Here is a 24,797-nt window from a genome sequence, read left to right on the forward strand (position 1 = left end):
CCCACGGCCGTCCTCAGTGGTCTGACGCCTGGTGGTGGTGGGCCGTCGGGCGCGGCGCGCGCGGTCGAGGCCCGCGCTGGGGAGGACTAGAATAATCCGAGGTGGCGACCGCCGAGCCCCGAAGACTGCGGACAAACCGGGCCAACCGGTATGTTCAGGCGCGCACGGTCGAGGAAGGGAACCCATGCCGAAGCAGGCCAGGTCGGCGTTGACCCGGGCGGCGATCATCCGCGGGGCCGCGGAGGTGTTCGACCGCTTCGGCTACGGCGGCACCAGCCTCACCGACGTCATCACCCAGGCCGGGGTCACCAAGGGCGCGCTGCACTTCCACTTCGGCACCAAGGAGGAGCTGGCGATGGCGGTGGTCGAGGAGCAGCACGCGATCGCCATGGCCTCGGCGGGCCGGATGGCCGAGCAGGGCCACCCCGCCCTGGAGTCGGTCATCCGGCTCTCGCACGAACTCGCGGGCCAGCTCATCTCCGAGCCCGTGGTGCGCGCGGGCATCCGCCTCACGCTGGAGAACGGCACGTTCCGCGCCCCCGCGCCCGAGCCCTACCAGGAGTGGACGGCGGTGGTCGAGCAGCTGTTGGAGAAGGCGGTCGAGGAGAAGGACGTCCGGGCCGTGATGCCCGCCGCCGACATCGCCCGGTTCGTGGTCTCGGCGTTCACCGGGGTGCAGGTGGTGTCCCAGGTCCTCACCGAGCGGGTCGACCTGCACTGGCGGGTGCGGCAGATGTGGGACCTGCTGCTGCCCACGCTCACCCCGCCCAAGAAGGTGCCCTACTTCCGCGGGGTCGCCGCCGCGGGCCACTTGGCGCGCGGCGGGGACAACCTCAGCGGACCCCCAGCATGATCGTCCCCCGCGCCCGGACCTCGCCCGCCTGCACCAGGCGCACCGACACCTGCGCGGCGGACGGCGAGGGCCGCGCGGACACCTCCGCCTCCACCAGGCACCGCTGGTCCAGCTCGACGAACCGGGGGAAGTCCGCCGAGCAGCCGAAGACCGGGGCGTCCGGTCCGCCCAGCACCACCCGCCCGGCTTGGCGCATCGCCTCGAACACGAGCATGCCGGGCACGTGGTCCAGCGGGTGGTCGAACAGCACCGGGTGGGCGGTGTCGACCCGCAGCGGGAACCGCCCCGCCCGGTCCGGCTCGCCCAGCACCACGTCCTCGACCGCGGCGCGGCCCACGACGCGCGGGTCCACCGGTGGCGGGACCACCGCCGGACCCCCCTCCGCCCGCTCCCCGCTCCACCGCACGCGCTGGTAGAGCGAGGGGGGTAAGCAGCGCATCCACCCCGAGCCCGCGGCGAAGCGCAGCCCGTCGCGCCGGAACACGACGTCGACGCGCAGGTCAGCGACCCGACCGCGACGCCCGCGGACTTCGGTGATGTCGACCACCAGCCGGACGTCGGCGGGACCGCCCGCCCCCGCGAGACCGCTCGGGTCCTCCACCGCGCAGGTGAGCCGGTCCATCAGGAAGCTGTGCCCGACGGGCACCCCGCAGCCGACGTGCGCGGCGAGCAACCCCGCCTGCCGCAGGGTCTCGACCACCAGCAGCGCGTCGTGCCTGCCCCCGCTGGGGGTGTAGAACCGGTGGGCGCGCGGCCAGTCGGCGCGGCAGCGCAACCGGTGCTCGCCGTCGTGCTCCCAGTCCGCGAGCAGCACCTCCGCAGGGTTGCGCCGGTGCACGAACTCGCGCACCAGGTCACGGCCCGCCGTCTCCGGCGCGCGGTCGCCCGCGCGCACGGCCTGCCGCGCCAACACGACCTGATCGGACAGCACCACCTGATCGGACAATGCAACCTGATCAGACAGAGCGTCCTGATCGAACAAAAAAACCTCATCGAACAAAGCGACCTGATCGGACAGAACCACCTGATTGACCCCTTTTCCGACTCTGGACACTGGACGCTTCTCCTCGTCAAAACAGGTCGAGTGACCTGTTTTTGTTGTTCACCATGTCGTCCTCGACGCGCTCCGAGCCCCGGGCCCACACCCGAACAGCGCTGGTCACCGCCGCGCGGAGAGCAGAGAAGGCACGGTCCACCAGCGCTTTCCTCGTCACCAAGCCCCCCGGCGGTGCGCTCCTGATCTTGAGCGGAAAGTCGCCATGTCGGACTTCCACCAGATGCCTCGCGTTGACGAAACAGGACGACCGGACTAAATTCTTCCCTAGGGAATGGCCCGCGGCACGACGGCGGGCGCACTGCCCCAGCCGGTGCGAGCCGTACAACGGGGTCAGGTACCACCGGCGGGATCGGTTGAGACACAGGCGGTTGACGGCGCTGCGGACATCGAGGTCCGGCGGAAACCCGCGCAGCACGCCCCAGCCCGAACACCGATCTCGGGCAACCGCGGGAACGACAGCGACCACGGACGATTCTTGGGGAGAGTATGTCCGACTTATCGCAGATCGTCTCATTGGTGGGCGAAGAGGAGATGATCGCCTACAAGTACCTCCTGTCGATCGGGGGGGTCACCCTGGATCGCCTGGCGACCGACCTCGGCTGGGGCAGGGGCCGGGCGGAGCGGGTGCTGGGGGCCCTGCGGCGGATGCGGTTGGCCATCACCGGCCGCACCGACGGCGACTGGGTGGCCCTGCGCCCCGACGCGCTGGAGCGGAACTCCACCGACAGCCCGAGCCCCGCAGGCGGGCCGAACCCCACCACCAGACCGAGCACCACCAGCCTGAGCACCACCAGCCTGAGCACCACCGGAAAGCCGCGCACCACCGCGAACCCGAACCCCGCCGAGGAGCCCGGCCCCGCCACGAGGCCGAGTCCGGCCAAACCCCTGTCGAGCGCCATCGTCGCCTGGCAGGACCAGCTCGATGAGCTGCGCGACCAGCTCGACACCCTGGCCGTCCTGTGCGACGACACCACCGGGGACCACCACACCCCCACGACCACCGTCGAAGGCCACGTCGAGGTCGCCGCGGCGCTCGACGCCGCCGCCGCGCGCTGCCGGACCGACGCCATCGCCGTCGGCGGCCTCACCACCGGCGTCGCCGATTCGCTGCCCACGCACGTCAACCTGCGGGTGCTGCTCCCGCACCTGTCGCGCTACGACGCCGGGACCCGGGACTGCGTCGACCGGGTCACCCGGGCGGGCGCGCAGGTCAGGACCACGGCGTCGGCCATCCCGGCCCTGGTCCTGTTCGACCGGGCCGAGGCCTTCCTGCTCGACCTCGACGGGCAGGGGTGCCGGGCGCACCGGGTGCGCCACCCCGCCATCGTCGACTTCATCACCCACACCGCCGAGAACGCCTGGGCCACCAGCGAGGTCTTCGAGGCGGCGGGCGGCGGCAACCGCCTGCCCGAGCACCTGAGCCGGGAGGTGAAGGGCTCGATCGTCCAACTCCTCGCCGCGGGCTACAAGGACGAGGTCGTGGCGAAGAAGCTGGGCATCGCGGTCCGCACCTGCCGCAAGTACATCGCCGAGGTCTTCGACGACCTCGGTGCCCGCAGCCGCTTCCAGGCGGGCTGGATGATGAGGGACCGCCTCACCTCGGGTGGGCACCTGACCGCCACCGCGGGCATCGGCTGACCCAACCCCCTCCCCGGCACCACCCCCCTGCGGTCTCCGCCCGCGACCCGCAGAGGAGCCGCTCTCGGGTTCGCGACAGGCGGAGTATCCACAAAGGATGGTCAGCAGAGGCTACAGGGGTAGCGCGCAGGGCGCGGTGGCGATCGGGAAGGCGGACGAAGACAGTCCAGCGACGGTCGTCGGGCTTGCCCCACTCAGCGCAACCTGTTCGCGCCGCACTCCGTCAGAGAGGCAAGGGGGTTTCCGGCGGGGGGAGTAGGCGGTGTCGCATCGGTTCGTGGCTGGGTTCTCGGTGCCGTTCGCGGTCGTGCAGTGGTACTTCGCCGTGTTGGGGGTGGCGGGGGCCGTCGGGCGGCACGCGGGTGGGCCATTGCTGCTGTACGCATCGCTGCTCCTGATGTTGGCGGCGGTGACAGTGGTGGGGGTGGTGCAGGCATTCAGGGGGCGGACATCGGTGCTGGCGTTCTCGGCCGCGGCGACGGCGGTCGTGTGGGCGACCGTGGCTGTGTGGGCGGTGTCGCAGGACGAGCGGGCGTGGCTGCTCCTCGTGCTGCCGGTGGCGGTGCCGGTCCTGGTCGGGCTGGGGGCGGTCTTCGCGCGCGTCGGTGGGCGGGCGCGGGACGTCGGGGCGGGGATGGCGGTGGGGATCGGGGTGACGACCTACGTGCAGCCCGCCGTATTCGGGGTGGCGGCGGCGAGCGGGTGCCGGGGGTGCGCGTTCGGCGGCTCCACCGCGGCCTGGGTGGCGCAGGCGACCGCGTACGGCGCCACCGCCGTGCTGCTGGTGGTCGGCGGGGTGTTGCTGCTGCGAGCGCGACCCGCCGGGGGCGCGCTGGTCGTCGTGGGGTGCGCGCTGACGGTGGTGATCCCCTTGGCGAGCCTGTTCTTCGTGCTCGCCATCCCGCTGGAGCCGCTGATCTTCTACACGCTGTTCGCGGTGCCGTTCCTGGGTGTGGCGACGGCGGTGGCGGCGGTCAGGCGACCGGTGGTCGCGCAGCCCGCGTGATCGCCCCCTCCGTCGTGCGGCGGAGCGGGCGGGAGGTGCTCGACGGCAGGCTCGCGGCGGGGTGCGGCGGCAGGCTGGGGTTCACCGCTGGGCGTCAGGTGCCGCCGAATCAGGAATTGCGCTACCCGCGGAATGGCGCTCGACGCAATCGCGCGTCTTCACCGTCGAGTAGGCGGTGCTGCACCGTTGGGGTGAGGGAACCAACCGAAAGGGTGAATTGCGGTCGCGCCATCCCCCCATCGCACTGCGCGAGGGGTCTTCGCACCATGGCGGTACTCTCCTGGCAAGCCCCTGAACTGCGACGACCTGCGCCTCCCGCGGGCGCGGACGCGCACCCCCCGTTGATCTAGGGAGCGGCAAATTCCGAGTTTGTGGTGATCGCGTCGTGTCCTAGAGGGTTTCGCCCATGGAAGAGACAGAGTCCTCGGCCGCGGGGACCCACGTCCGCGTGGCGGCGGCGGTGCCGGGCGTGCCGCCGGACGTGCTGGCTCGGGGGGCGTTCGTGCCGCGGCCCGCGCCGGTCCCCTGGCTGGGGGCGGCGACGACCGTCGAGGTGGCCAGGGCGCAGGAGGTGCTGGGGCGGTTGGACCAGGACGCGCGGCGGTTGGGCGGCGACCGGTCGAGCTGGCCGCTGGTGCGCTCGACCCAGGTGCGGGAGGTGCAGCACTCGGCGTCGCTGGACGGGGTGCAGGCCGCGCTGCAGGAGGTGCTGCTGTCGCAGCTGCCGCACACCAGGTCCGGTCACCGGGTGCCCGAGCAGCTGGCGGGGTACCTGCGCGCCAGCGCCACCGGGTTCGCCGCGGTCGCCGCCGGGGAGCCGGTCGACTCGCGGCTGATGTGCCGGGTGGCCGCGCAGTTCGCCGGGGCCGACGTCGAGCCGGACCAGGTGTGGCGGGAGGGCTACGCCTGGCTGGGCGGGCCGGACCCGCGGGAGGCCTACCTGCTCGCCTCCCCGCCGGGCCCGCTGCTGCGGGCCGCCGCGGCGCAGTTCGACGAGTGGTCGGCCGCCGAGCCGATGCTGGTGGTCGAGCGCGTGGCGCTGGGGCTCTACCAGTGGGAGACCTGGCGGCCGTTCCAGTTCGGCAACGGCCACATCGCCCGCCTCTACGTCGGGCTGCAACTGGCGGCCTCCGGGGTGCTCAGCGCCCAGGTGCTGCCGATCTCGGCGTGGATCGACCGCAACAGCGACCAGTACGCCGAGCAGATCCGGCGGGTGGTCGCCACCGGCGAGTACGAGCCGTGGATCGCCTTCGTCGCCCGGGGCGTCCAGCAGCTGTGCCGCCAGGAGCTGCGCCTGATCCGCAGGCTCGAACAGGCCCGCGACGACATGCTGCGCAGGCTCTCGGACAAGGACACCGGGATGATCCGCCGGATCGTGGCGGACCTGGTGCTGACCCCGGTGACCAACAACCGCCAGATCGCCGAGCTGCACGGCATCGATCCCAAGTACGCCAACGACCTGTGCAGGCGGATCAGCGACCGCGGCCTGCTGGAGGTGGTGGGCAAGTACGGCAAGACCTACTACAGCCCGGAGCTGCTGAAGCTGATGAGCCTCACCGACCCCGCCGACCCCTGACGCCGCGCGGGTCAGCCGGGCGGCAGCGCCGCGCCGGGGTCCAACCGCAGCTGCGCGCGGACGCGGTCGGCGTGGTCGGCGTCGGCGTCGACGAGCAGGGCCAACGCCCGGTGCCACAGGTCCTGCGCCGGGCGGTACCGCTGCGCCCGCCACCCGGCCCGGCCCGCGTCGTCGAGCATCCTGGCGAGGTCGAGCGGTGCCACCTCGCAGCCGCTGAGCGCGTCGAGCGCCTGGTCCCAGTAGTCCACCGCCGACTCGGTGCGCCCGGCCCGCGACATCAGCCCGGCGATGTCCGCCAGCGCCCGAGCCACCGCCGCCCGCTGGTCGCGCCTGCGCCGCGCGCCGAGCAGGACGAAGGCCGCGTCCAGCGCCCGCGCCCACCGCCCGCTCCGGCTGAACACCCGCACCAGGTCTTCGAGCACCGCGTCCACCCGGCCCTCGTCGTGCACCGATTCCCAGGTGTCGACCGCCCGCACGAGCAGGGACTCGGCCAGCTGGGGGTCGCCGAGGGCGGCGCACGCCCGGCCCGCGTGCTCCAGCGCCGCCGCGACCCGCACCGGGTTGCCGGTGGCCCGCGCCGCCCGCTCACCCGCCGCGGCCAACCGCCGCCGCCACCGCCGGTCCGCTCCGAGGACCGGGTGGTCGAGCGTGACCGCCCACCAGTCCTTCGCCAGCTCGCCCTGGGCGACAGCCCACGCGGCGGCCGGTTCCCAGGACAGCAGCTCCTCCGCCAGCGCGCGCCCCGCCCCGGTGTCCTGCCACCCCGCCAGTCCCCCGTCCGCCGCGAAGCGGACCAACCGCGCGCGGAACCCCTCGACCGCCTCGTCCTCCACCGCGGGCCGGGGCGCCGGGGCCGAGGCGAACCACCCCGGTCCCACCTGCTCGAACGCGCCGGACCGCTCCCCCTGGGCCACGACCTCCGCCACCTCCGAGCGCGCCAATCCGGTCATCGCCGACACCGCCGCCGCCGTCAGCGGCGCCCCCACGGCACCGCAGCACCCGATGACCAGCTCGTCACGCCCGACCCGCCCCCCGCCGGGCAGCGAACGACCCTCATCCACCGGCAACCACCCCTCGGTCCAGACCCGCCTCGACCACCCAGCACCCGCGCGGTCTGCCCCGCCCACCACCTCCGTTCGCCGGTCGCCCCCCATCATGCAGCGAGTGCGGGTGGGCTGAGAACCCGTCTGCACCGTGTTCATCCGGACTATCCCCCACCAGCACCGTCATGCCCGCACCTCGGGAACTCGCGGTGCTGCGCGTGGGCTGCGTGGTCGAACCGTCGTCCCGGCAGGCGAATCGCTCCCGGGAGCAGGCGCTCACCGCGGACTGCGCCTGCTCCGGTAGGCGGCGACGCTGGCCCGGTGCGCGCAGGCACGGGTGCAGAACTGCTTGGAGCCGTTGCGGGAGAGGTCCACGAAGGTGCCCCGGCAGTTCTGGCCCGCGCACACCCCGAGCCTGGCAGGCCCGAGCGTGGCGATCACCGAGGCCAGCGCGCTGAGCGTGGTCACGGCCAGGTGCGCCGCGCAGCGGTCGGTGTCGGCGGTGACCTCGGTCCACCAGCGCTCGCGGTCGTGGCGCAGCGCCGGGGTGGCACGGGCGCGGCGCAGGCCGTCGTTGATCAGGGCCGCCGTCCCCGCGGCGTCGGTGCTCGCCCGTTCGAGCACGGCGCGCACCGCCGCGCGCAGCGCGCGGACCTCCGCCAGGTCGGTGCGGGTGAGCCGCGGCGCGGGGCGGGCGGGCCAGGCCGGGGGGTGGTCGTCGAGGAAGTCCCGGAGCTGCTCCACGGTCTCCAGCGAGTCCTCGCCCTTGACCGGTTTGAGGGTGTTGGCGAGGTCGACGGCCACCTGCACCCCCGACTCGGTGTAACACGCATCGAGCATTTGACGTGTATCCTCCAGCTTCCTAGGGTGACACCCATCTTAGGATTGACGTGTCACCATAGCTGGGTAAGGGACCGCCGAGCCGTCCTCAGCCTGACCCGGCGCCCACCCGTCCTGGATCACCCACTGGGAGAGGAGCCTGCTGTGGCCGCCGAGCCGTTCGAGGTCACCGTCACCGAGGCCGAGATCGCGGACCTGCGCGAACGCCTGCGGCGGACGCGGTGGCCCGAGCCGGAGCCGGTGGACGACTGGTCGCAGGGGGTGCCGCTGGCCTACGCGCGGGAGCTGTGCCGCAGCTGGGCCGAGGACTACGACTTCGGGTTCGCCGAGCGGGTGAACGCCTTCCCGCAGTACCGCGACGTGGTCGACGGGCTGGGCATCCACTTCCTGCACGTGCGGTCGCCGGAGCCGGGCGCGTTCCCGCTCGTGCTCACGCACGGGTGGCCGGGCTCGGTGCTGGAGTTCCTGGGCGTCCTGGGCCCGCTCACCGACCCCCGCGCGCACGGCGGTGACCCGGCGGACGCCTTCCACGTGGTCGCGCCGTCGCTGCCCGGGTACGGCTGGAGCGACAAGCCGTCGACGACCGGGTGGGGCGTCACCCGCACCGCCCGCGCCTGGGACGCGTTGATGGTCTCGCTGGGCTACCACCGCTACGGCGCCCAGGGCGGTGACTGGGGCTCGGCGGTGTCCGGCGCGCTGGGCACCGTCGCACCCGAGCGGGTCGCCGCCGTCCACGTGAACCTGGGGTCGGTGGCGGTGGGCACCTTCGCCGACCCCACCCCGGCCGAGCTGGCGAACCTCGCGGCCGCGCAGGAGTTCCAGCGCACCGGCCGCGGCTACTCGGCCATCCAGGCGACCCGGCCGCAGACCCTCGGCTACGCCCTCACCGACTCCCCGGCGGGCCAGGCCGCCTGGATCGCGGAGAAGTTCTGGGCCTGGACCGACAACGACGGCCACCCCGAGGACGCGGTGTCCCGGCAGACCATCCTCGACGAGGTCTCGGTCTACTGGTTCACCGCCTCGGCCACCTCCTCGGCCCGGCTGTACTGGGAGAGCTTCGCCGCCTTCCGCGACGAGGTGACCGCGCCGTCGGGGCTGTCGGTCTACCCGCGCGACATCACCCGCCCGTCGCGCCGGGAGGCCGAACAGCGGTTCACCGACCTGCGCTGGTTCGAGGAACTCCCCCGCGGCGGCCACTTCGCCGCGCTGGAGCAGCCGGAGTCCCTGGTCGAGCAGATCCGCGGCTTCTTCCGCCTCTTCCGCTGACAACCACGAGTCACCCTGACTGTGGGGACCCGGCCCGGTCCACATGGAACCCGAGTGGTGTTGTTTCACTGTGGACAGTGCCGCGAGGGTTATCGCGCTGGGTGGGCGTAGCTCGGGTAGTCGATGTAGCCGCGGTCGCCGCCCTGGTACCAGGTCTCCTTGGGGGCTTCGGCGAGGGGGAGGTTGGTGCGGAAGCGTTCGACGAGGTCGGGGTTGGCGAGGAAGGGCCTGCCGTAGCTGATGAGGTCGGCGCCTTGGGCGAGCCAGTGCTCGCCGCGCTCCTTGGTGCCGGGGGTGGGGGCGATCTGACCACCGGGGTTGAGGATGAAGGTGGTGGGCCAGGCCTTGCGCAGGGCGATGAGCACGTCCTCGTCGGCGGTTTCCAGGACGTGGACGTACGCCAGGCCCAACGGGGCCAGGGCCTCGAAGAGCGCGGTGTAGAGGGTGAGAACGTCCTCCTCGACCACGTTCCAGACCTGGCCGCCGGGCGAGAGGCGGATGCCGACGCGGTCGGGGCCGATGGCGTCGGCGGTGGCCTCGACGGCCTCGACGGCGAAGCGGATGCGGTTGGCGGTCGTGCCGCCGTAGCGGTCGGTGCGCAGGTTGGCGTTGGAGGACAGGAACTGCTGGATCAGGTAGCCGTTGGCGCCGTGCAGTTCCACGCCGTCGAAGCCCGCGGCCACGGCGCGGCGGGCGGCGTCGGCGTACGACCGGGCCTCGGCGGGCACCTCCGCCGTGGTCAGGGCGCGGGGCTCGGGGGCGGGTTGGAGGCCGGACGGGGTGAAGACCTCGGCGCCGAGGGCCACCGCGGACGGGGCGACCGGGTGCGCGCCCGCGGTGTCGGGGTGGGCGACCCGACCGCCGTGCATGATCTGGGCGAAGATGCGCCCGCCGTTGGCGTGCACGGCGGCGGTCACCGGCTTCCACGCCTCGACCTGGGCGTCGTCGTGGAGGCCGGGGCTCGACGGGTTGGACTGGCCCTGCTTGCTGGGCTGCACCCCCTCGCTGACGATCAGGCCCGCGGTGGCGCGCTGGGCGTAGTAGGTGGCGGTCGACGGCGTCGCCAGGCCCTCCGGGTTGGAGCGGATGCGCGACATCGGGGCCATCACGATGCGGTTGGGCAGGCGCAGCCCGGCCATCTGGTAGCTGTCGAACATGCTGGTCACAGCGGTTTCCTCCCGGTTGTGCGAACACCGGCTACGCTAAGACCTGACACTGACGTCAGGGGCAAAGGCTTGTGCCCGCGATCACAGGGAGGTCGACGTGCGGATCGGTGAGCTGGCGGCGAGGACCGGGGTCAGCGTGCGGTCGCTGCGCTACTACGAGGAGCAGCAGCTGCTCGCCCCGGTGCGCAGCGGCTCCGGCCAGCGCCACTACCCGGAGTCGGCGGTGGCCAGGGTGCGCTACATCCAGGAGCTCTACTCGGCGGGCCTGGGCAGCAAGGCCGTCCTGGAGATCATGCCGTGCGTGCTCGCGGGCCAGGCCGACCCCGCCCTGCTGGAGAAGCTGATCGCCCAGCGCGACCGCATCGCCGACCAGGTGGCCGAGCTGACCGCCACCCGCGACCGCCTCGACATGATCATCGAGACCACCCGGAAGTACACCGGCACCGGTGAGGTGTGCCGCAACCCCCTCAACACCCCCGGCCACCCCCACGAGTCCTGCTTCCCGCCGAAGGAGCCCGACACCGCCGCGCGGATGGCATGACGGGACGCGGCGTGAAACCGCCGCGCAGCAACGCGTCCGGCCGGAGTCGGTGGCTGCGTTCATACTGGGCAGCACCTGCGGAGTGAGGTGTTCCGCGCAGCACAGCGGTGGCGAGAGGACGGTGGGTGGCGGTGTCCGACGTCGTGGCGGAGATTGATGCCGTGATGGGGTGCCAGCAGTGCGGGGGTCCGTTGGGGGACAGTCCTTCTGGGGACTTCTGCGGGCAGGCGTGCGCGAGTCTGTGGGCTGCTCAGCGGACGGGGGCGCGGCCGGGGGACGTGGCGGCGGCCTTCCCCGCGTTGGCGCAGGCGGCGCGGGAGATCTCCGCGGCACTGCGAGGGGATGCGGCTGGAGGGCAGATCGTGTGGCGGGGGGACGACGAGTGAGGGGATCGTCAGCGTTGGTCCAGTAGCGGTGCCAGGCGGCGGATCGCGGTGTCGATGTCGGTCGTGGTGGGGGCGGCGGCATAGCTGAGGCGGATGTGGTGGGTGGGTGTGGGGGTGAGCTGGTAGTTCTCGCCGGGGGTGAGGGCCGTTCCGGTGGCGAGGGCCGCTGCGGCGAAGCCGGCGCCGTCGAGGTGTTCGGGGAGGGGAATCCACAGGTGGTAGCCGCCTTGGGGGGTGACGGGCAACGCGGTGGGACCGAAGACTGCTCGGACTGCCGCGGTGGCGGCGGTGCGGCGTTCGGTGAGGGAGGCGGACAGGGCGGTCCTGGTGCGGCGCCAGGCCGGGCCGGTGACGACCTCCAGGGCGGTGCGCTGGAGGGGCGCCGGGACGAACATGGTGTCGACGACGTGGGCGGCGCGGAGCCGGGCCAGCGCTGGGCCGCGGGCGGCGAGGGCGGCGACGCGGAGGTTGGGGGAGGTCGCCTTGGTGAGGGAGCGGATGTGGACGACGGTGCCGTCCGGGTCGTCGGCGATCAGCGGGGGCGGGGTGGGGGGTGCGCCCGCGTGGGCGAGGTGGCGGGCGAAGTCGTCCTCGACGAGGAAGGCGCCGTGCTTGCGGGCCGCCTCCCGCAGGTCGAGGCGGCGCTGGGGGGACAGGCTCACCGTCGTCGGGTTCTGGTGCAGGGGTTGGACGACGACCACGCGCGCGCCTGAGCCCGCCAGCGCTGCGTCGAGGTGGTCGGCGCGCAGGCCCTCCCCGTCGAGCGGCACCGGGATGACGCGCAGCCCGGCGGCGTGCGCGGCCGCGGTCGCGCCCGGGTAGGTCGGTGACTCCAGCACCACCGGCGCGCCCGGGGCGGCCAGGGCGCGCAGGGCGGTCGCCAGCGCGGCTTGGCCGCCGCCGCAGATCAGCACGTCGCGCCTGGTCAGACCGCCGCCGATGTCGGTGGCGAACCAGTCGCGCAGGTCGGGCAGGCCTGCCACGGGTGGCCGGTCCCAGGCCCCGGCGCCGCGGGCGGCCCTGGTCAGGGCGGCGCCGAGGGCGGCGAGGGGTTGCAGGTCCGGGTGCAGGTAGCCGCCGTTGAGGTCGACCACCTCCGGCCCGACCGGCTGGAGGGTGCCGAGCAGGCCCGCGGTGCCGAACCCGCCCGACGGCCGCGCCAGCGCCGCCTCCTGCCAGGACGTGTCGCCCTCGCGCGGGGTGGGCGCGCTCGCGGAGCGGAAGGTGCCCGCGCCGGGGCGGGAGTCCACCAACCCGCGCTGGCCGAGGATCGCGAGCGCGTGCGACACGGTGGTAGCGCTCACGGCGAAGCGCTTCACCAGCTCACGGTTCGTCGGCAGCCTGGTTCCCGCAGGCGACGAACGGATCTCCGCGTCGAGGAGGTCAGCCACGTGCACCGAACTGCTACTCTCGGACATGAAAGCCAAGAGTAGCGCTATCGTCGAGTCGCCAGTATCGGCACCGTCCAGCGGAGTCCTGCTGGCCGCGCTCGGCGTGGTGGCGTTCTCCTTCAGCTTCCCCGCGACGGTGTGGGCGCTCGACGGCTTCGGACCGTGGACGGCCACCGGGCTCCGGGGCGTCATCGCCGCGGTGATCGCGCTGGTCGCCCTCACCGCCACCCGCGCGCCCCTGCCCACCCGCGCCGACCGCCCGGCCCTCGCCGTCGTCGCCGCCGGGTGCGCGGTCGGCTTCCCCCTGCTCACCACCCTCGCCCTGCGAACCTCGTCCACCGCCCACTCCGCGGTCGTGATCGGCGCGCTCCCGATGGCCACCGCCGTGATCTCCACCCTGCGCACCGGCAGCCGCCCCTCTCGCGCGTTCTGGGCCGCCGCGGGCACGGGCGGCGCGGTGGTCATCGCCTTCGCGCTGGCGCAGAACCACGGCGCCCCGACGGTGGCGGACCTGTACCTGTTCGCCGCGCTGCTCGTCTGCGCCGCCGGGTACGCCGAGGGCGGCAGGCTCACCACCCGCATGCCCGGCTGGCGCGTCATCGCTTGGGGCGTCGTCCTCGCCGCCCCCGTCAACCTGGCCGTGTGCGCCATCGCCCTCGCCCGGGAACCGCTCGCGCCGACCACCACCGCGCTCGTCGGCCTGGCCTACCTCGCCGCGGTGTCCCAGCTGGGCGGCTTCATCCCCTGGTACCGGGGCATGGCGCTCATCGGCGTGGCGAAGGCGAGCCAGGTCCAGCTGGCCCAGCCGCTCCTGACGCTGCTCTGGGCGGTCGTCCTCCTGGGCGAACACCTCACCCCGGCCGTCCCCGTCGCCGCGGTCGCGACCCTCGCGTGCATCGTCGTCACCCAACGGGCGCGGAGCCGCTGAGGGGTCCGCCGAAACGTTGGCGCCAGCTCGGGGGGCGGGGCCTTAGGGGCTTTGCCAGGAGCAGAGCTCCAGGGCGGCGGCGATGTGCACGGGGTTGTCGGCGAGCGGCTGGGGAAGGAGCTGGTCGGCGCGGTGGAGCCTGCGCAGGACGGTGTTGCGGTGGGTGTAGAGGCGGTCGGCGGTCCGGCTGACGTTGCACAGCTCACGCAGGTAGGTCAGGGCGGTGGTGCGCAGCTCCGGGTCTGCCCGGCGCAGGGCGCCCAGGGTGGTCTCGACGAAGGCGTCGGCGGTGCGGCGGTCCTGGTCGAGCAGGGCGACGAGCAGGACGTCGTCGTAGGTGGCGGTGCGCCGGTGGGGGCTGGAGCGGTCCATGGTGCGCTGGGTGGTGGCCGCCTCCAGGTGGCTGGCGCGGAAGCCGTCGAGCCCGGTGGCGGCGCGGCCGACCGCGACGCGGACGCCCTCGGGCACGTGCAGGCGGGCGAGGTCGGGGCGGGTGGCGATGGGCAGCCAGACCCACAGCGTCGCGGTGTTGGCGATGACGGTCAGCCTGCGCGGCGCGGCCGCGGCCTCCACCAGGCCCTCGGCGGTGGTCTCCAGGTGCCGCGGGTCGACGCCCGGCGCGCCCCAGACCAGGGCCGCGGTGTGCGGGCCGGTGAGCGGGTAGCCGAGGCGGGCCTCCGCGCGGGCGGTGTCGACGGGGGCGCCCTCCAGCAGGAGGGTGACGGTGGCCATCCGCTCGGCGTGGGTGCCGGTGGTCAGCTCCTCGCGCTCGGCCTGCATGCGGGCGCGGACGGCCTCGACGGTGTCGTCGATGTAGGCGGTGATGGAGCGGGCGGTGGTCGACAGCAGTTCCCGGAGCTCGGCGGGGTCGTCGGTGAGGGTGAAGCACACCTGCATCCACCGCTGCCAGGCCGCCGACTGCCCCTTGCGGTAGGCGTCGAGCGCGCCGCCGTCCATGCCGCGGCGGACCAGCTCGCGGGCGTGGGTGAGCGGGTCCTGGGCGGTCGAGGGCGGGACGCGCTCGCCGGGGTGCTCGATGTTGTGGGCGATCCAGCCGAGCAGGATGGCCACGTTCGCCCGCCGGGTGGACTCGACCAGGACCGGGTCGGCGCCGATGCTCGCCATGGCGCCACCGCTGAGCGAGGCGTCGTGCAGCTCCTGGAGCCAGTCCGCCCCCGGGTCGGCCACCTCGCGGGCGCCGCGGCGGATCAGCTCGGCGATGCGGGGGCTGGGCCGGGGGGCGTTCATGCGCACATGATGCACCACCGGGAGCCGCGAGAAGGTGCACAGTGCTGTGGCCCGCCGCCTCGCTGGCGCTGCATGCTGGGAGCAGTCCACGGAAGGCAAGGGGAGGTCACCGATGAGCAGCGCAGCCCGTCCGGGCGCCGAGCGGCAGGTCGAGCACGTCGACGTCCTGGTGGTCGGCGCGGGGATCTCCGGCATCGGCGCGGCCCGCTACCTGGCCGTGGAGCACCCCGGCCGGTCCGTGGCCGTGCTGGAGGGCCGGGCGGACCCCGGGGGCACCTGGGACCTGTTCCGGTACCCGGGCATCCGCTCGGACTCCGACCTGCACACCTTCGGCTACGAGTTCAAGCCCTGGCGCGACGAGGAGTCCATCGCCGACGGCGAGCAGATCCTGCGCTACCTGCGGGAGGCGATCGACGAGAACGGGCTGGCCGACAAGGTGCGCTACCGGCACCGGGTGGTGGCGGCCGACTGGAGCGGCGAGCGCGCGCGCTGGGTGGTGACCGTGGAGCGCGGCGACACCGGTGAGCGGTTCGAGATGACCGCCGGGTGGATCTTCTGCGGCACCGGCTACTACCGGTACGACCAGGGCTACTCCCCCGACTTCCCCGGCCGCGAGCGCTTCCGCGGGCAGGTCGTGCACCCGCAGCACTGGCCGCGGGACCTGGACTACGCGGGCAAGCGGGTCGTGGTGATCGGCAGCGGCGCGACGGCGGTGACCCTGGTGCCCGCGATGGCGCGCACGGCCGCGCACGTGACGATGTTGCAGCGCACGCCCACCTACATCATGCCGGTGCTCAAGGTGGACAAGCTGGCCCAAGCGCTGCAACGGTTCTTCGGCCCCGAGCGCGGGTACGCCCTGGCGCGGCGCAAGAACATCCTCAAGCAGCGCGCGGTGTGGGGCTTCTGCAGGCGCTTCCCGCAGGCCGCCCGCAAGCTGATCCGGTCGGTCAACGCCAAGCAGCTGCCCGAGGGCTTCGACGTGGACCGGCACTTCAACCCGCCGTACGACCCGTGGGACCAGCGGCTGTGCGCGGTGCCCAACGGCGACCTGTTCCGGGCGATCCGGCGCGGCGCGGCGGACGTGGCCACCGACCGGATCGCGACCTTCACCGAGTCCGGTGTGGAGCTGGCGAGCGGGGCGCACCTCGACGCCGACGTCATCGTCACCGCCACCGGGCTCACCCTCCAGCTCTTCGGCGGCGTGGCGCTGTCGGTGGACGGGCGGCCGGTGCGGCCGGCCGACGCCGTGATCCACCGCGGGACGATGCTGTCGGGGGTGCCGAACTTCTCGGTGGCGATCGGTTACACCAACTCGTCCTGGACGCTGAAGATCGGCATCCTCTGCCAGTACCTGTGCGACCTGCTGCGGCACATGGACGAGCGCGGCCTGGACACCGCGTGGGTCGTGGCCGACCCGGACCTGCCGACCCGGCCGATGCTCGACTTCGCCGCGGGCTACGTGCAGCGGTCGCTGGCGGAACTGCCGAAGCAGGGCCCCCGGGCGCCGTGGCTGATGTCGATGAGCTACCACGAGGACCGCGCGCTGCTCGACGGGCCGCTGGTCTCCGAGGGCCTGCACTTCGCGGGCCCGGCGGACCGGGCGGGCCGCGCGGGCGCGGGAGCGGCGCACGCGGTGTGACCACTGGGCACCCGACGGGCCCGCCTCCGGCGCGGCCCGCCGGGTGCGCACCACCCGGGTCCGGGGCCGCGATGCGCCCGGAACACGCCGCCGCCCGACGCGGGTGAGGCCATGTGCCAATGCGGAAAACCGCCCGCATTCGATGTCGCGTCACGGATCGCTTTTCGCCTGCGCCGTCGCCTACGCCTGTCGAGTCGAGATCTACCCGTTCGGCGGCTCGCGCCCGGATCCCTTGCGGTGCACCGGTTCTCGCAATCGGTATCGAGACAGCGCGGCGACCAGCACATTTCCGTTGAATGACGACGAGAAAACGGAATAAGCGGGTCCGCGTGCGGGCCGGTTGGGTGAACACCACTCACTTCTGCTCATCGCCACTCAATCACCCACGGGGTCGAGTGGCACACCGTTGACAACTTTTCATGATCGCCAGGTTACGGTGGACATTCACCTTGTCACCCCGCGTAATGACGGCTTAACCTCAGCGAAGACCCGGCGCGCGGGGCTCCACCCGTTCCACCCTGTTCGGTCTGTTCCCCGTTCCACCCCTCGGTTCCACTCGTCTGCTCTGCTCGATGTCGAGGAGGACATCCCTGTGACGACCACCCTGCTGAAGGCGAAGCGGGCCGCGACCGGTGGCGGCATCGTCGCCGTCCTGACCGCGCTCGCCCTCACCCTGCTCGGCGGCAACGCCTTCGCCGTCGACAAGACCCTCACGTTCTCCGGCTCGTTCCCGCTGATCGGGACGCAGACCGTGACGACCGTGACCCACGTGAACATCCCCACCTCGACCAAGCGCGGCACCACCGTGACGGTGCCGTTCAGCATCGACGTCGACGCGGGCCAGACCGCCGCCGACGGCCTGCGCCTGGTGGGCGCCAAGAGCTTCTCGGGCACCATCACCGCCTCGACCTCGGTCAAGGCCAGCAACGGCACCGTCTACAAGGTCCCGGTGTCGCTGCCCATCGCCTCGACCGCCGTCCCGGCGACCGGTCCGCTGAAGTTCACCGCCTCGGGCTCGGTGGCCTTCGCCGTCCCGGCGACCGCCGCGACCGGCACCGCGACCGTCTCGGTCGACCCGACCGCGTCCTCGCGCATCGTCACCACCAGCGCCCTGGGCACCTTCGACGTGGCGCTGACGCTCAGCCCGGCCTCGCAGAACACGGTCCTGGGCACCAGCACCGTCACCGCGTGACCGCGGCCCCGGGCGCCTGACCCGGGGGCGTGCACCCGACCGGCGGCGGGCGTGGGCACCCCACGCCCGCCGTCGCCGCACGGGTGCACCGGGTTTGTCCGCGCGGGGCACCGGGTAGGACACGCGCATGAGCACCGACAGCGATGAGGTCAGCCAGCAAGAGGGCCTCGACGAGGACAACCTGCGGGTGGACCCCCTGGAGGCGGGTGTCGAGCCGCCCGAGCGGTGGGCCGAGAGCGACCGCTTCGGCACCACCCTGCGCGAGCAGCGCGAGGGCCAGGACATGGACGAGCGCCTGGCCGCCGAGGAACCCGACGTGCCGCTGTCGACCCGCCCCGGCGCGGAGACGCCGCTCTCGCAGCTGAGCGACCGCATCGACGAGCCCACCGACGACGTCGACCAGGTCGCCCCGCCGGAGCAGACCGACGAGGTGCTGAGCGAGGCCGCGGGACGCGGCCAGTCCGCCGACGAGGCGGGCGGTTCGGTGGCCGAGGTGGTCCGCGAGGAAGTGCCGCTGGACGAGGACGCTGGCGACCGCGCCGTCGACTCCGACGTGCGCGAGGAGCTGCGATGACCCGCTTCGGCTACACCCTGATGACCGAGCAGGCCGGGCCGCGCGAGCTGGTCGGGCACGCGGCGGCCGCGGAGGCGGCGGGGTTCGACTTCGAGGTCATCAGCGACCACTTCTCCCCGTGGCTGGCCAGCCAGGGCCACGCGCCCAACGCCTGGGCCACCCTGGGCGCGGTCAGCCAGGCCACCTCCGCGGTGGAGCTGATGACGTACGTGACCTGCCCGATCATGCGCTACCACCCCGCGGTGGTGGCCCAGCAGGCCGCGACCGTGGGCCTGCTCTCCGGCGGGCGGTTCACCCTCGGCCTCGGCGCCGGGGAGAACCTCAACGAGCACGTGGTCGGCCGCGGCTGGCCGCCGGTCAACGTCCGGCACGAGATGCTGGTGGAGGCGCTGGGGATCATCCGGGGCCTGTTCGACGGCGGCGACGTCAACACCGCGGGCAAGCACTTCCGGGTGGACTCGGCCAAGCTGTGGGACCTGCCCGAGCAGCGGGTGCCGATCGGCGTGGCGGTCTCGGGCAAGCAGTCCATCGAGGCGTTCGCCCCGCTGGCCGAGCACATGATCACCACGGAGCCGGAGGCGGACCTGGTGTCCGGGTGGGACGCGGCGAGCCCGCGCGCGGCCGGGGACACCCGCAAGATCGGCCAGATCCCGATCTGCTGGGACCCCTCCACCGACGCCGCGGTGGAGCGCGCGCACGACCAGTTCCGCTGGTTCGCGGGCGGGTGGAAGGTCAACGCCGAGCTGCCGGGGCCCGCGGGCTTCGCGGGCGCCACCCAGTTCGTGCGGCCGGAGGACGTGGCGAGCAGCATCCCGTGCGGCCCGGACGTCGAGGGGATCGTCAAGGCGGTGTCGGCGTTCTGGCAGGCCGGGTTCACCGACATCGCGCTGGTGCAGATCGGCGGCGACCACCAGGACGCGTTCTTCCCGTTCGCCGAGCGCGAACTGCTGCCCGCCCTGCGCGAGGCGTCGTCGAAGGCGGCACCGTGAGCGCGCGGGAGGACAAGGACAAGGGCGAGGACGAGCCGACGCTGGAGGAGCGCAGCACCGCGCCGATCGACGACTACGCCGACCGCGCGACCCGCGAGCGCACCCCCGTCACGGGCAAGGACGCCGACCCGGACTCGGTGCCGGAGGAACCCGGCGACGGCGAGGCACCTGAGCCGCCGTCCTGAGTGAACGAGCAGCCTGAGTGGACGAGCAACCAGGACGGCGAAGGCCCCCACCGCGCGCGGTGGGGGCCTTCGCCGTCGCAGAACCCCGTCAGTTGTCGAGGTTCTTGCCGGTGACCTTCTTGTAGCCCTTGGCCCCGGCGCGGTCCACACTGGCCTTGACGAGCCCGAAGATCGCGCCCTGCAACAGCGCGGCCAGCAGGACCTCCCGCGTGGAGTGGTCCGGCGAGGTGGCCTCGGGGGCCTCCTCGTCACCCGACACACCACGCCACACGCGCTTGAACAGCATCCCGGCGAGCATGCCGCCGAGCACGCTCATCAGCATGCTCAGCGGGCGGTAGAGCAGTTTCACCGCGGCCTCCTCACTTGCCCCGCTGGCGGATGACGATGGCGATGACCGCCGCCAGCACCGCCGCGATGACGGCCACGGGCAGCGGGTTGCGCTTGGCGGCCTCGCCCGCCTGGACCGCCGCGGCCTTGGCGTTCTCGGCGCCGTCGGCCAGCGCCGCCTTCGCGCTCTCGGCACCGTCGGCCAGCGCGGCCTTCGCCTGCCCACCCGCGTCCTGGGCCGAACCGGCCTTGTCCTTGACCGCGGCGGCACCGTCCTTCACCGCGGCGGCGCCGTCCTTGGCGGACGTGCCCGCCTTGTCCTTCACCGCTGCCGCGCCGTCCTTGACCGCCGCGGCACCGTCCTTCGCCGCCGCGGCCGTCTTCTCCTTGGCCTCGGCGGCCTTGGCGACCACCGCGTCCTTGGCGTGGCCCACCTTCTCCTTGACCTCGGCGGCCTTGGTCGCCGCGGCGGCCTTGACCTCCTCGACCTTCTCCCCCGCACGCCGCTTGACGTCGGTCTTGGCGACCAGGGCGTCGACCGTCTCCGCGAGTTCCTCGCGGGTCTGCTCGATGTCCTCGGTCAGCGCCTTCTTCGTGTTGTCGGTCATCGGTGCGCGCTCTCCTTCACGACCTCGACGTCCCGGCGAGTGCTGCCGATGGCCTGCTCGGGGATGGGCGGGACGGCGTGCTTGACCTTGTTCACCGCGGTCAGCGCGAGCACGCCCGCGACCGCGAACAGCACGCCCGCCACGATGAGGGCCGAGGCCCACAGCGGGACCACCAGCGCGAGCGCGGCGATGCCCGCGGCGACCAGCGCCCCGACGCCGAACCACGCCAGCACCCCGGCCGTCCCGCCCATGGCGGCGCCCTGGCCCGCCCGCTTGCCCTTCTCCTGCAGTTCCGCCTTGGCCAGCGACAGCTCGTCGCGGACCAGCCGGGAGACCTGCTCGCCCAGCCTGCTCACCAGCTCGCCCGTGGACAGCTCCCGCGCGTCCGCGCCGAGAGTGGATGTCGTCCGATTCGGCTCGTCCATACCTGATTGGTACCCACGTGACGCGCGCTTCATGCGTGGTCACCGCCGCACGGGGTACCCGGGGGTCATGCAGAGGCACACAGGCAGCCACCGGCGCGCGGGCACCGGCGAGGAGGGGACGGCACCCGAGGGGGCCGTCCCGGAGCAGTCCGCCCGCCCGCCGGACCCCGACCCCAGCGGCTCCGCCGAGGTGCCCGCCAACCTCGCCCCCGGCGAGACGCCGCCCGATTCCGGCAGCACCACCACCGGGTTGTCGGGCAAGCAGCGCTACCCGTCGCGGGCGCTGCCGATCGCGACGCTGGTGTTCGTGCTGCTGGTCGTGGTGGCGGTCGTCGGCTTCACCGTGGTCTCGCTGCTGGGCATCGTCAAGATCTTCTGAGGCGGACCCGGGCCGGACGACCCGGCCCGGGTTCCCCCGCGCGGAGGAGGCGCGCCCGAGGGCGCTCCGCGATCCGCCGAGAACCCGGTCGGACACGCAGGGTGATCAGATGGGCACCGCCGACCGGACCTGGGGTGGGGGTTGGTCCGGTCGGCGGCTTCACATCGCCACCCGGCGGGCGGGGACGCACTTCCCTGGGAGATGGGGGGTTCTCCGACGGGAGGGTCCGCACCGCCCGCACGGGGGGCGACACCCCTTCCAACGCGCCAACCCCCGTGGGCGTTCCCGGACGGCCGTGTCGTCGATCACCCTCCGCGACAGCGGGCGGTGGGGGACGGCGAGCCGCACCGCCCGGGCGGCGGTACCGTCGCGCACATGATCGGACTGCCGGACGCGGTGACCGCGTGCCTCTTCGACCTGGACGGGGTGCTGACCAGCACAGCGGCGCTGCACCAGGAGGCGTGGCGCAAGACCTTCGACGAGTTCCTCGCCACCCGCACCGACGGCGACCGCTCGCCGTTCACCCAGCGGGACTACGCCGCCCACGTCGACGGGCGCCCCCGCGCCGACGGCGTGCGGACCTTCCTGCGCTCGCGCGGGATCGAGCTGCCCGAGGGGTCGCCGGACGACCCGCCGACCGCGGACACGGTCAACGGGGTGGGCAACCGCAAGAACGAGGACCTGCTCAAGATCATCGACGAGCGCGGGGTGCAGCCCTACCCGGCGTCGGTGCGCTACCTGGAGGCCGCGCGCGACGCGGGCCTCAAGATCGGCGTGGTGACCTCCTCGGCCAACGGCGAGCACGTGCTGGAGGTGGCCGACCTGGCCCGCTTCGTCGAGGCCAGGGTGGACGGGGTGACCATCGGCGAGCGCGGGCTGCGCGGCAAGCCCGCCCCCGACTCGTTCCTGGAGGGGGCGCGCGAGCTGGGCGTGGCCCCCGAGCACGCCGCGGTGTTCGAGGACGCGCTGGCGGGCGTGCAGGCCGGGCGCGCGGGCGGGTTCGCCTACGTCGTCGGGGTCAACCGCGCCGAGCAGGCCGACGAGCTGCGCGCGCACGGCGCCGACGTGGTGGTCGACGAGCTCGACGAGCTGCTGGGGGAGCACCGGTGAGCGGGTTCCTCGTCGAACCGTGGCGGCTGCGCTGGGAGGACCTCGACGTCAGCCAGCTGGAGCGCACCGAGTCCACCTTCGCGCTGGCCAACGGGCACCTCGGGCTGCGCGGGTCGCTGGACGAGGGCGAGCCGGTGAGCCTGCCGGGCACCTACCTCAACGGCTTCTACGAGGCGCACTCGCTGCCCTACGCCGAGGCGGGCTACGGCTACCCCGAGGCCGGGCAGACCGTGGTGAACGTGACCGACGGCAAGGTCATCCGGCTGCTGGTCGAGGACGAGCCGCTGGACATGCGCTACGGCCGCGCGCACCGCCACCACCGCACCCTGGACTTCCGCACCGGCGTGCTCACCCGGGAGACCGAGTGGGAGTCCCCGACCGGGCGCCGGGTGCTGGTGCGCTCGCAGCGGCTGGTGTCGTTCACCCAGCGGTCGGTCGCGGCCATCCGCTACGAGGTGACCCCGCTGGCCGAGGCCACGCAGCTGGTGGTGCAGTCGGACCTGCTGGCCAACGAGCCGATCGAGTCCGACACCCGCGACCCCCGGGTGGCGCTGGCGCTCAAGGCGCCGCTGGCCGCGGAGTTTCACCGCGCAGAGGGCCACGCCGCGGTGCTGGTGCACCGGACCCGCGAGTCCGGGCTGCGGATGGCCGCGGCGATGGACCACGAGGTCGAGGCCAACGACGGGGTGCGCACCGAGATCACCGCCGAGGAGGACCTGGCCCGGCTCACCATCGCCGCCGACGTGGCCGCGGGCGAGACCCTGGTGGTCACCAAGTACCTGGCCTACGGGTGGTCGGGGCAGCGCTCGGCCCCGGCGCTGCGCTCGCAGGCCGAGGCCGCCCTCGCGGGCGCCATGCAGACCGGCTGGGACGGGCTGGTGGCCGAGCAGAAGGCGTTCCTGGACGACTACTGGGAGGTCGCCGACGTCGAGATCGATGGCGACCCGGCGTTGCAGCAGGCGCTGCGGATGGCGCTGTTCCACGTCATCCAGGCCGGGGCGCGCGGGGAGACCAGGGCGATCCCGGGCAAGGGGCTCACCGGCCCCGGCTACGACGGGCACGCGTTCTGGGACAGCGAGACGTTCGTGCTGCCGGTGCTCACCTACACGATGCCCGACGCCGCCCGCGACGCGCTGCTGTGGCGCCACGCCACCCTCGACGCCGCCCGCGAGCGGGCCAGGGTCCTCGGCAAGTCCGGCGCGGCGTTCCCGTGGCGGTCGATCAACGGCGCGGAGTGCTCGGCGTACTGGCCCGCGGGCACGGCGGCCTTCCACGTCTCGGCCGACATCGCCGACGCCGTGGCCCGCTACCTCGCCGCCACCGGCGACGAGGCCTTCGACCGCGAGGCCGCCACCGAACTGCTCGTCGAGACCGCCCGCCTGTGGGCGTCGCTGGGCCACCACGACCCGCACGACGGCTTCCGCATCGACGGCGTCACCGGCCCCGACGAGTACACCGCGGTGGTGGACAACAACGTCTACACCAACCTGATGGCCCAGAAGAACCTCCGCGAGGCCCTCGCCGCCTGCTCCCGCCACCCCGACGTGGCCGAGGAACTGGGCGTCACCGACGCGGAGAAGACCGTCTGGCGCCAGGCCGCCGACCGCATGCGCGTCCCCTACGACGACATGCTCGGCGTCCACCCCCAGGCCGAGGCCTTCACCCAGCACGACGAGTGGGACTTCGAGAACACCCCGGAGAAGGGCTACCCCCTCCTGCTCAACTACCCCTACTTCGACCTCTACCGCAAGCAGGTCGTCAAGCAGGCCGACCTCGTCCTCGCCCTCCACCTCCGCGGCGACGCCTTCACCCCCGAGGAGAAGGCCCGCAACTTCGCCTACTACGAAGCCCGCACCGTCCGCGACTCCTCCCTGTCCGCAGGCACCCAGGCCGTCATCGCCGCCGAGTGCAACCACCTCGACCTCGCCTACGACTACCTCGTCGAAGCAGCCCTCACCGACCTCGACGACCTCCACGGCAACGTCAAGAACGGCCTGCACATGGCCTCCCTGGCAGGCGCGTGGCAAGCCGTGGTGGCGGGCCTGGGCGGCATGCGCGACCACGGCGGGCAGCTGACGTTCGCCCCCCGCCTGCCCGCCGGGCTGGACCGGGTGTCGTTCCGGATGTCGTTCCGGGGCACGCGCTTCCGCGTGGAGATCGTGCCCGGCAAGGCCCGCTACCACCTGATCTCGGGTGACCCGGTGAAGACCGCCCACCACGGGCAGGCGATCGAGATCGGGGCCGAGGTGCTGGAGCTGGAGATCCCGGAGGGGGTGCGGTACCCGGCCCCCACGCAGCCTTACGGGCGGGAACCCCGGCGGGCTGCTGGGCGGTGAGGGTGTCACGCCTCGCCTTCGGCATCGGCGGGGTGAAGAGCCCGGTCGTTCGTAGGCTGGCTCGATGTGGTGGTTGCGCTTGACCGGGGCCCCT

Annotated in this window: 25 protein-coding genes; 15 read left to right on the top strand and 10 right to left on the bottom strand. The window is 73.3% G+C overall.

What is annotated here, in order from left to right; all coding sequences use genetic code 11:
• The first annotated feature begins 184 nt into the window (after positions 1-184).
• The gene (locus tag BJP25_RS16815; RefSeq protein WP_075975828.1) at positions 185-853 is read left to right on the top strand and encodes a ScbR family autoregulator-binding transcription factor; all 669 of its coding nucleotides are present in this window, start codon (positions 185-187) and stop codon (positions 851-853) included.
• Here BJP25_RS16815 and BJP25_RS16820 read toward each other — a convergent pair.
• Both BJP25_RS16820 and BJP25_RS33480 read right to left on the bottom strand, forming a co-directional pair.
• On the bottom strand, positions 834-1,787 hold the full coding sequence (locus BJP25_RS16820; RefSeq protein WP_158075669.1) for a ScbA/BarX family gamma-butyrolactone biosynthesis protein: 954 nt from the start codon (positions 1,785-1,787) through the stop codon (positions 834-836). The two genes, BJP25_RS16815 and BJP25_RS16820, sit on opposite strands and share 20 nt — an antisense overlap.
• 136 nt (positions 1,788-1,923) lie before the next feature.
• Positions 1,924-2,376 carry a hypothetical protein gene (locus BJP25_RS33480; RefSeq protein ID WP_143219129.1) on the bottom strand — a complete coding sequence of 151 codons (453 nt, stop codon included), beginning with the start codon at positions 2,374-2,376 and terminating at the stop codon, positions 1,924-1,926.
• A 20-nt stretch (positions 2,377-2,396) separates the two neighbouring features.
• Between BJP25_RS33480 and BJP25_RS16825 the strand changes: the two genes are divergently transcribed.
• From BJP25_RS16825 to BJP25_RS16835, 3 genes are all read left to right on the top strand, one after another.
• A complete protein-coding gene (locus BJP25_RS16825) occupies positions 2,397-3,548 on the top strand; it encodes a helix-turn-helix transcriptional regulator (protein WP_158075670.1) in 1,152 nt (383 codons plus the stop codon).
• 277 nt (positions 3,549-3,825) lie between these two features.
• A complete protein-coding gene (locus tag BJP25_RS34220; RefSeq protein ID WP_158075671.1) occupies positions 3,826-4,554 on the top strand; it encodes a hypothetical protein in 729 nt (242 codons plus the stop codon).
• A gap of 406 nt (positions 4,555-4,960) precedes the next feature.
• Entirely contained in the window at positions 4,961-6,130 is a 1,170-nt protein-coding gene (locus tag BJP25_RS16835) for a Fic family protein (RefSeq protein WP_143219131.1), read from the top strand.
• Between the two features lie 11 nt (positions 6,131-6,141).
• On the opposite strand, the gene BJP25_RS16840 is transcribed toward BJP25_RS16835, so the two are convergent.
• Positions 6,142-7,191 carry a tetratricopeptide repeat protein gene (locus BJP25_RS16840; protein WP_143219132.1) on the bottom strand — a complete coding sequence of 350 codons (1,050 nt, stop codon included), beginning with the start codon at positions 7,189-7,191 and terminating at the stop codon, positions 6,142-6,144.
• A gap of 258 nt (positions 7,192-7,449) precedes the next feature.
• A complete protein-coding gene (locus tag BJP25_RS16845; protein ID WP_075975833.1) occupies positions 7,450-8,013 on the bottom strand; it encodes a CGNR zinc finger domain-containing protein in 564 nt (187 codons plus the stop codon).
• 144 nt (positions 8,014-8,157) lie between these two features.
• Between BJP25_RS16845 and BJP25_RS16850 the strand changes: the two genes are divergently transcribed.
• Positions 8,158-9,279: an epoxide hydrolase family protein gene (locus BJP25_RS16850; protein ID WP_075975834.1), complete on the top strand. Its 1,122-nt coding sequence runs from the start codon at positions 8,158-8,160 to the stop codon at positions 9,277-9,279.
• A gap of 89 nt (positions 9,280-9,368) precedes the next feature.
• On the opposite strand, the gene BJP25_RS16855 is transcribed toward BJP25_RS16850, so the two are convergent.
• On the bottom strand, positions 9,369-10,436 hold the full coding sequence (locus BJP25_RS16855; protein WP_233158121.1) for an alkene reductase: 1,068 nt from the start codon (positions 10,434-10,436) through the stop codon (positions 9,369-9,371).
• A 106-nt stretch (positions 10,437-10,542) separates the two neighbouring features.
• On the opposite strand from BJP25_RS16855, the gene BJP25_RS16860 reads away from it, so the two are divergent.
• Positions 10,543-10,986, top strand: coding sequence for a MerR family transcriptional regulator (locus BJP25_RS16860; protein ID WP_075975836.1), 444 nt, complete (start codon positions 10,543-10,545; stop codon positions 10,984-10,986).
• A gap of 394 nt (positions 10,987-11,380) precedes the next feature.
• On the opposite strand, the gene BJP25_RS16870 is transcribed toward BJP25_RS16860, so the two are convergent.
• On the bottom strand, positions 11,381-12,790 hold the full coding sequence (locus BJP25_RS16870) for an aminotransferase-like domain-containing protein (RefSeq protein ID WP_084794088.1): 1,410 nt from the start codon (positions 12,788-12,790) through the stop codon (positions 11,381-11,383).
• On the opposite strand from BJP25_RS16870, the gene BJP25_RS16875 reads away from it, so the two are divergent.
• Positions 12,789-13,691 carry a DMT family transporter gene (locus BJP25_RS16875; protein WP_075975838.1) on the top strand — a complete coding sequence of 301 codons (903 nt, stop codon included), beginning with the start codon at positions 12,789-12,791 and terminating at the stop codon, positions 13,689-13,691. The two genes, BJP25_RS16870 and BJP25_RS16875, sit on opposite strands and share 2 nt — an antisense overlap.
• A 42-nt stretch (positions 13,692-13,733) precedes the next feature.
• Here BJP25_RS16875 and BJP25_RS16880 read toward each other — a convergent pair whose 3' ends face one another.
• A complete protein-coding gene (locus tag BJP25_RS16880) occupies positions 13,734-14,939 on the bottom strand; it encodes a PucR family transcriptional regulator (RefSeq protein ID WP_075975925.1) in 1,206 nt (401 codons plus the stop codon).
• A 112-nt stretch (positions 14,940-15,051) separates the two neighbouring features.
• On the opposite strand from BJP25_RS16880, the gene BJP25_RS16885 reads away from it, so the two are divergent.
• The 5 genes from BJP25_RS16885 (at position 15,052) to BJP25_RS16905 (ending at position 19,518) form a co-directional block, all read left to right on the top strand.
• Positions 15,052-16,578 (top strand): flavin-containing monooxygenase, encoded by a 1,527-nt coding sequence (locus tag BJP25_RS16885; protein ID WP_075975839.1) that lies wholly within the window; start codon positions 15,052-15,054, stop codon positions 16,576-16,578.
• Between the two features lie 592 nt (positions 16,579-17,170).
• Positions 17,171-17,770: a DUF6801 domain-containing protein gene (locus tag BJP25_RS16890; RefSeq protein ID WP_075975840.1), complete on the top strand. Its 600-nt coding sequence runs from the start codon at positions 17,171-17,173 to the stop codon at positions 17,768-17,770.
• A gap of 127 nt (positions 17,771-17,897) precedes the next feature.
• Positions 17,898-18,344 (top strand): hypothetical protein, encoded by a 447-nt coding sequence (locus tag BJP25_RS16895; RefSeq protein WP_075975841.1) that lies wholly within the window; start codon positions 17,898-17,900, stop codon positions 18,342-18,344.
• Entirely contained in the window at positions 18,341-19,333 is a 993-nt protein-coding gene (locus BJP25_RS16900) for a TIGR03557 family F420-dependent LLM class oxidoreductase (protein ID WP_075975842.1), read from the top strand. Before BJP25_RS16895 ends, BJP25_RS16900 begins: the two co-directional genes overlap by 4 nt.
• A complete protein-coding gene (locus BJP25_RS16905; RefSeq protein WP_075975843.1) occupies positions 19,330-19,518 on the top strand; it encodes a hypothetical protein in 189 nt (62 codons plus the stop codon). Before BJP25_RS16900 ends, BJP25_RS16905 begins: the two co-directional genes overlap by 4 nt.
• A gap of 88 nt (positions 19,519-19,606) precedes the next feature.
• Here the strand turns inward: BJP25_RS16905 and BJP25_RS16910 are convergent, their stop codons facing one another.
• From BJP25_RS16910 to BJP25_RS16920, 3 genes are read right to left on the bottom strand one after another with little or no spacing between them, the layout of a single operon-like run.
• Entirely contained in the window at positions 19,607-19,867 is a 261-nt protein-coding gene (locus BJP25_RS16910; protein WP_143219133.1) for a DUF4235 domain-containing protein, read from the bottom strand.
• 10 nt (positions 19,868-19,877) lie between these two features.
• Positions 19,878-20,453 (bottom strand): DUF3618 domain-containing protein, encoded by a 576-nt coding sequence (locus tag BJP25_RS16915; RefSeq protein WP_075975844.1) that lies wholly within the window; start codon positions 20,451-20,453, stop codon positions 19,878-19,880.
• On the bottom strand, positions 20,450-20,878 hold the full coding sequence (locus BJP25_RS16920; RefSeq protein WP_075975845.1) for a phage holin family protein: 429 nt from the start codon (positions 20,876-20,878) through the stop codon (positions 20,450-20,452). Before BJP25_RS16920 ends, BJP25_RS16915 begins: the two co-directional genes overlap by 4 nt.
• 67 nt (positions 20,879-20,945) lie before the next feature.
• Between BJP25_RS16920 and BJP25_RS35645 the strand changes: the two genes are divergently transcribed.
• The 3 genes from BJP25_RS35645 (at position 20,946) to BJP25_RS16935 (ending at position 24,703) form a co-directional block, all read left to right on the top strand.
• Positions 20,946-21,257, top strand: coding sequence for a DUF6480 family protein (locus tag BJP25_RS35645; protein ID WP_233158112.1), 312 nt, complete (start codon positions 20,946-20,948; stop codon positions 21,255-21,257).
• A gap of 375 nt (positions 21,258-21,632) precedes the next feature.
• Positions 21,633-22,367: an HAD family hydrolase gene (locus tag BJP25_RS16930; RefSeq protein ID WP_075975928.1), complete on the top strand. Its 735-nt coding sequence runs from the start codon at positions 21,633-21,635 to the stop codon at positions 22,365-22,367.
• Positions 22,364-24,703 carry a glycoside hydrolase family 65 protein gene (locus BJP25_RS16935; RefSeq protein ID WP_075975846.1) on the top strand — a complete coding sequence of 780 codons (2,340 nt, stop codon included), beginning with the start codon at positions 22,364-22,366 and terminating at the stop codon, positions 24,701-24,703. The genes BJP25_RS16930 and BJP25_RS16935 overlap by 4 nt, the downstream gene beginning before the upstream one ends.
• Positions 24,704-24,797: the final 94 nt, after the last annotated feature.

This window comes from Actinokineospora bangkokensis (genome assembly GCF_001940455.1).
Lineage (GTDB): Bacteria > Actinomycetota > Actinomycetes > Mycobacteriales > Pseudonocardiaceae > Actinokineospora > Actinokineospora bangkokensis.

What these genes read in the sequence shown, in the direction of transcription:
- BJP25_RS16815 (WP_075975828.1), top strand. Translation starts at nt 185, where the DNA reads ATGCCGAAGCAGGCCAGGTCGGCGTTGACCCGGGCGGCGATCATCCGC.
- BJP25_RS16825 (WP_158075670.1), top strand. Translation starts at nt 2,397, where the DNA reads ATGTCCGACTTATCGCAGATCGTCTCATTGGTGGGCGAAGAGGAGATG.
- BJP25_RS16835 (WP_143219131.1), top strand. Translation starts at nt 4,961, where the DNA reads ATGGAAGAGACAGAGTCCTCGGCCGCGGGGACCCACGTCCGCGTGGCG.
- BJP25_RS16845 (WP_075975833.1), bottom strand. Translation starts at nt 8,013, where the DNA reads ATGCTCGATGCGTGTTACACCGAGTCGGGGGTGCAGGTGGCCGTCGAC.
- BJP25_RS16855 (WP_233158121.1), bottom strand. Translation starts at nt 10,436, where the DNA reads ATGTTCGACAGCTACCAGATGGCCGGGCTGCGCCTGCCCAACCGCATC.
- BJP25_RS16875 (WP_075975838.1), top strand. Translation starts at nt 12,789, where the DNA reads ATGAAAGCCAAGAGTAGCGCTATCGTCGAGTCGCCAGTATCGGCACCG.
- BJP25_RS16870 (WP_084794088.1), bottom strand. Translation starts at nt 12,790, where the DNA reads ATGTCCGAGAGTAGCAGTTCGGTGCACGTGGCTGACCTCCTCGACGCG.
- BJP25_RS16880 (WP_075975925.1), bottom strand. Translation starts at nt 14,939, where the DNA reads ATGAACGCCCCCCGGCCCAGCCCCCGCATCGCCGAGCTGATCCGCCGC.
- BJP25_RS16885 (WP_075975839.1), top strand. Translation starts at nt 15,052, where the DNA reads ATGAGCAGCGCAGCCCGTCCGGGCGCCGAGCGGCAGGTCGAGCACGTC.
- BJP25_RS16895 (WP_075975841.1), top strand. Translation starts at nt 17,898, where the DNA reads ATGAGCACCGACAGCGATGAGGTCAGCCAGCAAGAGGGCCTCGACGAG.
- BJP25_RS16900 (WP_075975842.1), top strand. Translation starts at nt 18,341, where the DNA reads ATGACCCGCTTCGGCTACACCCTGATGACCGAGCAGGCCGGGCCGCGC.
- BJP25_RS16915 (WP_075975844.1), bottom strand. Translation starts at nt 20,453, where the DNA reads ATGACCGACAACACGAAGAAGGCGCTGACCGAGGACATCGAGCAGACC.
- BJP25_RS16920 (WP_075975845.1), bottom strand. Translation starts at nt 20,878, where the DNA reads ATGGACGAGCCGAATCGGACGACATCCACTCTCGGCGCGGACGCGCGG.
- BJP25_RS35645 (WP_233158112.1), top strand. Translation starts at nt 20,946, where the DNA reads ATGCAGAGGCACACAGGCAGCCACCGGCGCGCGGGCACCGGCGAGGAG.
- BJP25_RS16930 (WP_075975928.1), top strand. Translation starts at nt 21,633, where the DNA reads ATGATCGGACTGCCGGACGCGGTGACCGCGTGCCTCTTCGACCTGGAC.